We start from the raw sequence: 8,563 nt of genomic DNA, 5'->3' as shown, positions 1-8,563 counted from the left end.
TGGGGGGGGGCCGGGGGGCCCGGGGGCCCGGCCCCCCCGCCCGTGGGGGCCCGGGGGCGGGCCCCCCGCCCCGGGGCCCGCCTGTGGAACACCCCCGCGGGGCTAGCCGCGCGGGGCGGCCTTGCGCCTACGGACCAGCAGCACCAGCGCCGAGCCCAGGACGATCAGCGTCGCCGCGCCCGTCAGGACGATCGGCGTCCCGTCGCCCGCACCGGTGTTGGGCAGGTGCCCGGACGCCGGAGGAGCCGGGGCCGGCGGCACCGGAGCGTCCGACGTCGGCGCCGCGGTCGGCGTCTCGGTCGGGGTCGGAGTCGGCGTCGGGGTGGGGATCAGCTTGTTGACGGCCGTCACCTCCACGCCCTTGTCGAGGTTCTCCGACGTCAGCTTCAGCGGGCCGAAGACGGTGACCTCCGGCGCCTGGTAGCCGTCCGGCGGGCTCACCTCCTGCCAGTAGTACTCGCCGGGCTCGCCCAGGCCCTGGCAGATGCCGTCGGCCCCGGTGGTGCAGGGCTCGCCGACCTTGGTGTCGGGCTTGTCGCCGGTCGGCTGGAGCCCGTCGGTCCCGTTGGTCTCGTGCCACAGCTGGAACTTGGCGCCGGCCAGCGGCTTGCCGTCCTGGTCGTGCTTGACCAGGCGCAGCGCGCCCTCCTGCCGGCGGAAGCCGAAGTCGTAGGTGTGGTCGTCCTCGCCGGGGCCGCCGGTGGTCAGTGCCCGCTCGGGGTACTTGCCGCCCTCCGGGACGATGCCCTTGGAGTCGATGAAGTGGTTGTCACCGACGTCGTGCGCGGTCGGCACCCACTGGTAGAGGGGGCCGCCCTTGGCGTAGTCCGCCGGGTTGTCCAGCCTGATCGTGTACTTGGTCCGCGGCTTGAGGCCGCCGTCGACGTCGCTGTCGTCGAAGTAGTACTCGCCGCGCTCGGTCGTCGTGGTGGTGCCCACGAGCTTCCCGGACTCGTCGTACAGGTGGACGGTGGCCCCCGGAACCGGCTTCTGGCCGGGCAGTTGGAGGCCGCTGCGCTCGGGGTCGTACCAGACCCGGTTGCCGATCTGGAGCGGCGCCTGGTCGCAGAGGACCTCCAGGTCGCCCATCGCGGCGCCCTTGCCGAACGGCGGGGCGCCCGGGGCGGTGTTGAGCCGGACGCCGCCGTCCGCCTTGCCGTCCCGCTTCTGGAAGGCGCTGCCGTAGCCGTAGGCCCGGCTGTCGCTGTCGTAGCCCGAGACCACGATGGAGTCCTCGACCTTCGAGAACGCCATGCCCGCGTTGGCGGGGTTGTTGTGGCCGATCCGGGCGTTGTCGAAGAACCGCTGCCCCCGGGCCGTGGACCCGCAGCCCAGGTTGGTGTCCAGCACGTACGTGCCGTTCTCCGGGCAGGCCTTGAGGAGGTCACCGCCGGGCAGCACCTTGGCCACCACGTTGCCCGTCGGGCTGGCCGCGGACTGGTCGCCGAAGCGGTCCCGGAAGGCGAGCAGCATCGAGCCGTCGGTCTCGAAGGCGATCTCGGCCACCGCCGGCTCGGGGTTGGCCATGTAGTTGTCCCCGCAGGCCTGGCCGTTCTGGCTGGTCGGGAAGGTGTCCTGCCACGGGAACCAGCCGGTGCCGGGGCACGGCCCGCCGACCGTGGTTCCGCGCGGGTAGTCGAGCGGCTGGTTCAGCACCGCCGCCTTGAACTCACCGGTGGACAGGTCGAACGGCAGCACCACGGCGCGCAGGTCCGAGGCCTTGCCGGTGGACTCGCCCGAGCAGACGCCGCCGAGGAAGCCGACGCCGTCCTGGATGCCGAGGCCGTACGGACGCCAGTCCCCCGGCGCCGGGCAGCCCGGGTTCGGGATGGCGTAGGCGGCCTTGGGCGCGGAGGCCGTCGCCACGGTGGCGTTGTAGCGGTAGAGCTTGCGGTCGTTCAGGTTGACGACGAAGAGGTCCTTGCCGTCGTCGGTGACCTTGATGCCGCCGAGGCTCTCCTTGCCCACCGGGGCCAGGAAGGCGTCGTCGTTGCCCCCGGTGTGCGGGGTGGTGCCCGCGTCCGGGACGGTGGTGAACAGCGAGGTCTTCTTCTGGTCCACGTCGGTGACGTAGATCCCGCCGGGGCCGCCGGGGCCGTACGCGGTGGTCCGCTTGGCCTGGGCGGCGGAGAACACCCGCCGGTCGGCCCGGTTCCAGGCGATGCCGTACAGGTTGCCGGTCTGCCCGGCCGTGGCCAGGTCGGTCACGGCGACGCCCGCGCCCGCCGTGCCACGGGAGTTGTACGGGAACGACAGCAGCGTGTGCTGGGCGTCGCCCTCCGAGGGCGGGTTCTGGCAGGTCGACACCAGCGGCGCGTTCTTCTGGCAGTAGTCACCGGGGCTCCAGAGCCCCGTGGTGAGCTCGACCGACTTGCCGCCGGAGAGGTCGACGAACTCCTCGTTGGAGCTCAGCCGGTTCGGCGCGCCGTCCAGGCCCTGGCGCGAGGCGAAGGCCGGGTAGAGCACGCCCGGCTTCGGATTCACCACCTGGACCCGGTACTTGCCGCCGGTCAGCTTGCTTGTGGCCGGCGACAGCGTCAGCATGCCGTTGGCCGCCGTGATGCCCTCGACACTGGTCCCGGCCGCGTCGGTGAGCGTCACCCGCACGCCCGCCATGCCGTGCTCCAGCGTCGGCGACCACACCCCACTGGTGTCCACGGCCCGGATCACCCGGACCGTCACCTCCCCGTCACCGGCCGCCGGGAAGGCCGAAGGGGCCGCCGCCAGCGAGGAGGCACCGATCACCACGGCCAGGGCCGCCGCACCCCCAACGGTACGGCCCAGCCCGCGCTGTCGCCGCCGGCCCGGGCCGCGCGCGGCACCGGCCGTTCGTTCACTAGTCGTCGTCATCCCTGCTCTCATGTGTCAGTTGGGCCTTCCGCCCGACCTCGTGAGGGAGTTCGTGAGCGGCGAAAAACCGCCATTGTTAACGGGAGCTTAAAGGGCCTTCACACAAGTTCGCCAGAAAACCAGGAACTTTGACGACACATCAGACGTTACGAGGCCGTCACCGCTCCCCTCCCCGTCCCACCCTCGGTCGACTGACCAGCGGCTGACCGGCCGACCACCTCCGACCAGCACCGAACGCACCGTCGACGGTCGAACCCACTTCCCGCCCCGAGTGCGCACACCTGCCCCGACTCGCCCACCCCACCGACAACTTGTGCCACAGCCGGCCACCCGGTGACACCGGCGGCGGGGCGCACTGGCAGGATGGCGGGATGCGCATTCTGGTCATCGGCGGCACCCGGTTCATCGGCCTCCATTTCGCCGAGGCGGCACTCGCCGCCGGACACGAGGTCACGGTGCTGCACCGGGGCCGGTCGGGCACCGAGCCGCTCCCTGACGCCACCCACCTGATCGCCGACCGGGACGCCGACCTGTCCGCGCTGCACGGCCGCGACTGGGACGCCACCGTCGACCTCTGCGCCTACTTCCCACGACAGGTACGGGAGTTGGCCGCCGCCCTCGGCCCCGGCAGGGCCGGCCGCTACCTGCTGGTCTCCTCCCTCTCGGTCTACGACATCCCGGCCGCCCCGGGCTACACCGAGGACTCCCCGCTGCTCCCGGCCGACGGCCCGGAAGCCGAGGAGGTCACCGTCGCCACGTACGGCACCCTCAAGGTCCAGTGCGAACGCGCCGCCCGGCAGGCCTTCGGCCCGGAGACACTACTGGTGCGCCCGACGTACGTGATCGGCCCCCGCGACTACACCCACCGCTTCGACCACTGGGTACGGCGCCTCGCCCGCGGCGGCGAGGTGCTCGCCCCGGGCCGGCCGGACGCGCCGCTCCAGGTGGTCGACGTCCGCGACCTCGCCGCCTGGATGCTCGCCCTGCTGGAGCAAGGTGCCTCCGGCGCCTACCACGCCGCCACCCCACCGCCGTTCGGCCTGGGCGACCTGCTCGACGCCGTCGCCTCGGCGGTCGCCCCGCCCGGCACCACCCTCACCTGGGTCGACGAGGAGTTCCTGCGCTCCGCCGACCTCCCCGAGCGCGCGCTCCCGCTCTGGCCCGCCGACCCGCGCACCCGCGCCACCAGCACCGCCGACCCGGCCGCCGCCCTCGCCACCGGCCTCGTACTGCGCCCGGTGGCCGAAACCGCCCGCGACATCCGGCCGTTCGAACCCCAGCCGGACACCCTCACCCCCGAACGCGAGGCCGAGCTGCTCGCCGCCTGGCACGCGCGACAGGCCTGACGCCCTGCGGCAGGCCTGACGCCCGCTCAACCACCGGCGCGGGAACGACCGCCGGCCCCGCGACAAGCCGGTTCGGCCCCGGCCCGGACATCTCCCGGGCCGGGGCCCACGCGGTGCGCCCGATAGCGGCACCGGCCGCCGGACCGCTATCCGTTTCCGGCGCACGACAGGGAACGAAAGTGGATAGGCCCTCCTCTCCAATCCCACCAGACTCAAGGACAGCCGGAGACACTCCGGTTCACCGAACGAGAGGCAGTGGGATGAAGAAGAAGCTGGCAGCCGCCGCCCTGGCCGCGGCCACCATCGGCACCGTGCTCCTCGGCGCTGCCGCGCCGGCCATGGCGAGCAGCGGCGGCTGCGCCCTGGGCGACGCCTGCTTGTACTACAGCCCCGACAATCAGGGAGCCTTCTTCGGCAAGGGCGAGGAGGGCAACTACGACGGCTACTTCGGCGGCGGCGGGGCGGGCAACGGCCAGCCCGTGATGAACAACGCCGCGTCCGTGAAGAACATGAGCTACACGTACCACCTCCGCGTGTGGTACCGCGAGTACAGCGTCCGCAACAGCGGGCCGTACCAGCTCATCATCCGCAACACCTCGGAGAACCTGGGCTCGGTGGGGTGGAACGGCGGCAGCGTCGACATGCGCAACAACAACCACTCGCAGAGCTGGGAGCCCGCGCACTAGCCCTGACCGAGTGCCGGGCCCCCACCCCACCGGGGGTCCGGCGCCCGTCCGGCCGTCACCGACCCACCGCACGACCATGAGCCGGTCCCGAGGAGCCCCGCCATGACGTCCACCCGCCGCCGTTTCCGACCGGCCTTGCTGCTGATCCCCCTGGCCCTCGCGGCGGGCTGCACTTCCGGCCCCGCCGCCGCCCCGGCCCCTCCTTCCGCCCCCGCCGCCTCCTCCGCCTCCCTCAGCCCGATGGCCCCACCGCCGATCGGGGACGTCCCCCGGCTGAGCCAAGTGGCCGACAGGACGCTGCCGATCGAGGCCTACCTGTTGAGCCGAGAGGACTTCCGGCAGTACGACGCCGCGCAGACCGCGCTGGTCACCCGTTGCGTCCGAGGCTTCGGCCTGGACTACACGCATCCGCTCGGCGGAACCTCGTCCGAGACCCAGACCACCCACCGGTACGACCCGGTCGAACTCGCCGACGTCTCCGTGAACGGCTACCACTCGCCCGATCCGTCGGGCGGGAAGAAGCCCGGCAGTGAGCCCTCGCTGAGTGCCGACGTCATCACCGCGCTCGGCAGCGGCCTCGGGACGAACGGGAAGCCCGCCTCCGGGTCGCCCTCCCCCTTCCGGGGGAAGGCGCTGCCGCCCGGCGGGTGCATCAGCGCCGCGCAGCAGGAATTGATCGCGCACGGCGGCACCGGCCGGGACGCCCAGGTCGCGGTAACGATCAACTTCGAGGGGTTCGAACGCTCGGGCGCGGACCCCCGGGTCAAGGCCGTCTTCCAGGACTGGTCGCGCTGCATGGCGGAGCGCGGTTACACCTACGCCACACCCGACGACGCCCTCAAGGACTCCCGGTGGGTGGCGAGCCCCACGCCGTCCGCCGAGGAGATCGCCACGGCCACCGCGGACGTCCAGTGCAAGGAGCGGACCAACGTGGTCGGGGTCTGGTTCACCGTCGAGACCGCCTACGAGAACGAGCTGATCCGCCTGCACCAGGCGGAGCTCACCGCCGCCAAGGCCGGCAACGACGCCATGCTGGCGACCGCCCGGGCCGTGACCGCCGGCTCCTGACCGCGAGGCGTGTCAGCCCGCGAGCGGCGGGTTGAGCCGGGCGAAGGCCTCCTGCCGGCGGTAGGGGAAGTACGGGTACGGCGCGGTGCGGGCGCTGGCCGCGTCCAGCCGGGCCACCTGCTCCTCCGTCAGGGCCCAGCCGACCGCGCCGAGGTTCTGGCGCAGCTGCTCCTCGTTGCGGGCGCCGATGATGACCGAGGAGACGGTCGGTCGGCGCAGCAGCCAGTTGATCGCCACCTGGGGGACGGTGCGGCCGGTCTCGGCGGCGATCCCGTCCAGTTCGTCGACCACCCGGTACAGCAGCTCCTCCTCCACCGGCGGGCCGTAGTCGGCGGTGTCGTGCAGCCGGCTGCCGTCCGGGAGCGGCTGCCCGCGGCGGATCTTCCCGGTGAGCCGGCCCCAGCCGAGCGGGCTCCAGACCAGGGCGCCGACGCCCTCCTCCTCGGCGAGCGGCATCAGCTCCCACTCGTAGTCGCGGCCGACGAGCGAGTAGTAGACCTGGTGGGCGGCGTAGCGGGGGCGGCCGTGCCGGTCGGCGAGGGCGAGGGACTTCATCAGCTGCCAGCCGGAGAAGTTGGAGACGCCGGTGTAGCGGATCTTCCCGGCCCGGACCAGGTCCTCCAGGGTGGCGAGCACTTCCTCGATCGGGGTGCTCGCGTCATAGGCGTGCAGCTGGAACAGGTCCAGGTAGTCGGTGCCGAGGCGGCGCAGCGCGTCGTCCACGGACCGGACCAGCCGGGCGCGGGAGGTGCCGGCGTCCTGCGGGCCCTCGCCGGTGGGCAGTCCGGCCTTGGTGGAGATCAGCACCTGGTCGCGGCGGCCCTTGACGGCCTGGCCGAGCACCTCCTCGGAGGCGCCGTCGGAGTAGACGTCGGCGGTGTCGAAGAGGGTGACCCCGGCGTCGATGGCGATGTCGAGCAGACGGCGGGCCTCCTGCTCGTCGGTGGTGCCCCAGGCGCCGAACAGCGGGCCGCGGCCGCCGAAGGTGCCGGTGCCGAGGCTGAGCGCGGGCACCTTGAGGCCGGACGCGCCGAGCCTGCGGTACTCCATGTCGGTGGTGGTGGTCATGACGGTTCTCCCCTCGCCGGAGCCCCTAATGGGACTTCCGTTCCGTTAAGATGTCTTGAACCTAGCAGACTCCCCCCGGCTAATGGAACAGGAATCCCGTTAATGGCCGTCGAGCCTTCCCGACCCGCACCCTCCCCGGCCGAGACCTCCCCGTCCGAGCCCGCCGCCGAGACCACCACGCCCGGCACGGTCCGCCCCGGCGGCAGGACCGCCCGGGTGCGCACCGCCGTGCTGCGCGCCGCCGAGGACGCCCTGGTCGAGCACGGCTTCGGCGGCCTCGACCTCGGCGACATCGCCCAGCGGGCCGAGGTCGGCCGCACCACCGTCTACCGCCGCTGGGGCAGCACCACCGCCCTGGTCGCGGACCTGCTCGCGGACATGGCCGAGCAGTCCCTCCCACGCACCGACAGCGGCTCCCTCGCCGGGGACCTGCGGGCCAACGCCCGGCTCGTCCGGCGCACCCTGGCCGACCCCCGGCAGGGCGCGCTGTTCCGCGCGGTCATCGTCGCGGCGACCTGCGACCCGGACGCGGCCGAGGCGCTGCACCACTTCTACCGGCGCCGGGTCGAGGAGTGGGCGCCGTGCGTCGCCGCCGCCGTCGAGCGCGGCGAACTCCCGCCGGACACCGACGGGTTCGAGGTCGTCCGGGCCGTCTCGGCGCCGCTCTACTACCGGATGCTCACCACCGGGGAGCCGCTGGACGAGGCCGCCGCCGACCGGGCCGCGGCGGCGGCCGAGGCGGCGGCCCGGGCCGGGGCGTACCGCCGCCAGGACGTCTAGGGCCCGGCCCCTGGAACGCGAACGGCCGCACAGCCCGGGGGCGTTGTGCGGCCGTCGAAACCGGGAAGGGTCAGTCCTCGCCCTCGCCCTCGCTCTCGTACTCGTCGCGCAGGTCCTCCACCAGGCCTGCCCAGAGCTCCGATTCCTCCGGCCCCTGCCCCAACTCCCGTACCAGCGCCTCGAACCCGTCCAGCGCCGCCTTGGCGTCGCCCTCGCGGATCCGCTCCTCCGAGCGGGCCAGCAGCGCCAGCGCGCCGACCAGCGCGGGCAGCGAGTCGGCGGCCCGGCCGCCGTAGCCCTCCCCGTGGTCCCAGCCGTCCGGGTGGTAGATCCGCACGGCGCCGGTGTCGCCGGACACCATCAGGTGCCGCTCGTGGAACGTCCCGACGCAGAAGCCCCGGTTGCCCGGCGGGGTGTCGTCGCCCGGCGTGCGCTCGCCGAACAGCTCGTCCAGGTCGGCCTCCCACATCCCGCGCCCGGGCAGGCCGGTGGCGTCGAAGCCGACGAAGTCGAGCTCGACGGCCGGCACCCCGACCTCGCTCAGGAACGCCCGGGCGCCCCGCGCCGTCAGCCGCTCGGGCAACGCCCCGGGCTCGGGCCGCCACAGCGTGCCCGGGCCGAAGCAGGACTCCAGCCAGGCCGCGGTGGGGTTCCGGGCGGCCGCGAGCAGCTCGGCTTCGGACGTGGTCATCGGTGCGTCTCCCCCGGTCAGGACGGTGCGGTGGCGCCATTCAAGCGCACCGCACCGACGGCGAGGGCCGCCCG

At 73.4% G+C, this 8,563-nt stretch carries 7 protein-coding genes; 4 read left to right on the top strand and 3 right to left on the bottom strand.

Annotated elements, in window-relative coordinates; translation table 11 throughout:
* Window positions 1–102: 102 nt before the first annotated feature.
* Window positions 103–2,850 (bottom strand): SdrD B-like domain-containing protein, encoded by a 2,748-nt coding sequence (locus ACFRAR_RS23850; protein ID WP_380700178.1) that lies wholly within the window; start codon window positions 2,848–2,850, stop codon window positions 103–105.
* A gap of 371 nt (window positions 2,851–3,221) precedes the next feature.
* Between ACFRAR_RS23850 and ACFRAR_RS23845 the strand changes: the two genes are divergently transcribed.
* The 3 genes from ACFRAR_RS23845 to ACFRAR_RS23835 all read left to right on the top strand — a co-directional run bounded on the left by ACFRAR_RS23845 (window position 3,222) and on the right by ACFRAR_RS23835 (window position 5,950).
* Window positions 3,222–4,196: an NAD-dependent epimerase/dehydratase family protein gene (locus tag ACFRAR_RS23845; RefSeq protein WP_380700177.1), complete on the top strand. Its 975-nt coding sequence runs from the start codon at window positions 3,222–3,224 to the stop codon at window positions 4,194–4,196.
* 260 nt (window positions 4,197–4,456) lie between these two features.
* Window positions 4,457–4,882 carry a hypothetical protein gene (locus ACFRAR_RS23840; RefSeq protein WP_380700176.1) on the top strand — a complete coding sequence of 142 codons (426 nt, stop codon included), beginning with the start codon at window positions 4,457–4,459 and terminating at the stop codon, window positions 4,880–4,882.
* A gap of 102 nt (window positions 4,883–4,984) precedes the next feature.
* On the top strand, window positions 4,985–5,950 hold the full coding sequence (locus tag ACFRAR_RS23835; protein WP_380700175.1) for a hypothetical protein: 966 nt from the start codon (window positions 4,985–4,987) through the stop codon (window positions 5,948–5,950).
* 12 nt (window positions 5,951–5,962) lie between these two features.
* Here ACFRAR_RS23835 and ACFRAR_RS23830 read toward each other — a convergent pair whose 3' ends face one another.
* The gene (locus ACFRAR_RS23830) at window positions 5,963–7,000 is read right to left on the bottom strand and encodes an aldo/keto reductase (protein ID WP_380700227.1); all 1,038 of its coding nucleotides are present in this window, start codon (window positions 6,998–7,000) and stop codon (window positions 5,963–5,965) included.
* A 120-nt stretch (window positions 7,001–7,120) separates the two neighbouring features.
* On the opposite strand from ACFRAR_RS23830, the gene ACFRAR_RS23825 reads away from it, so the two are divergent.
* Window positions 7,121–7,798, top strand: a complete 678-nt coding sequence (locus ACFRAR_RS23825; RefSeq protein ID WP_380700174.1) for a TetR/AcrR family transcriptional regulator — start codon at window positions 7,121–7,123, stop codon at window positions 7,796–7,798.
* Between the two features lie 70 nt (window positions 7,799–7,868).
* Here the strand turns inward: ACFRAR_RS23825 and ACFRAR_RS23820 are convergent, their stop codons facing one another.
* Window positions 7,869–8,489, bottom strand: a complete 621-nt coding sequence (locus ACFRAR_RS23820) for an SUKH-4 family immunity protein (protein WP_380700173.1) — start codon at window positions 8,487–8,489, stop codon at window positions 7,869–7,871.
* Window positions 8,490–8,563 lie beyond the last annotated feature (74 nt).

The organism is Kitasatospora sp. NPDC056651, assembly GCF_042792155.1.
Lineage (GTDB): Bacteria > Actinomycetota > Actinomycetes > Streptomycetales > Streptomycetaceae > Kitasatospora.
The sequence above is the reverse complement of the archived record's forward strand: the minus strand, read 5'-3'. Positions and strand labels throughout refer to the sequence as shown.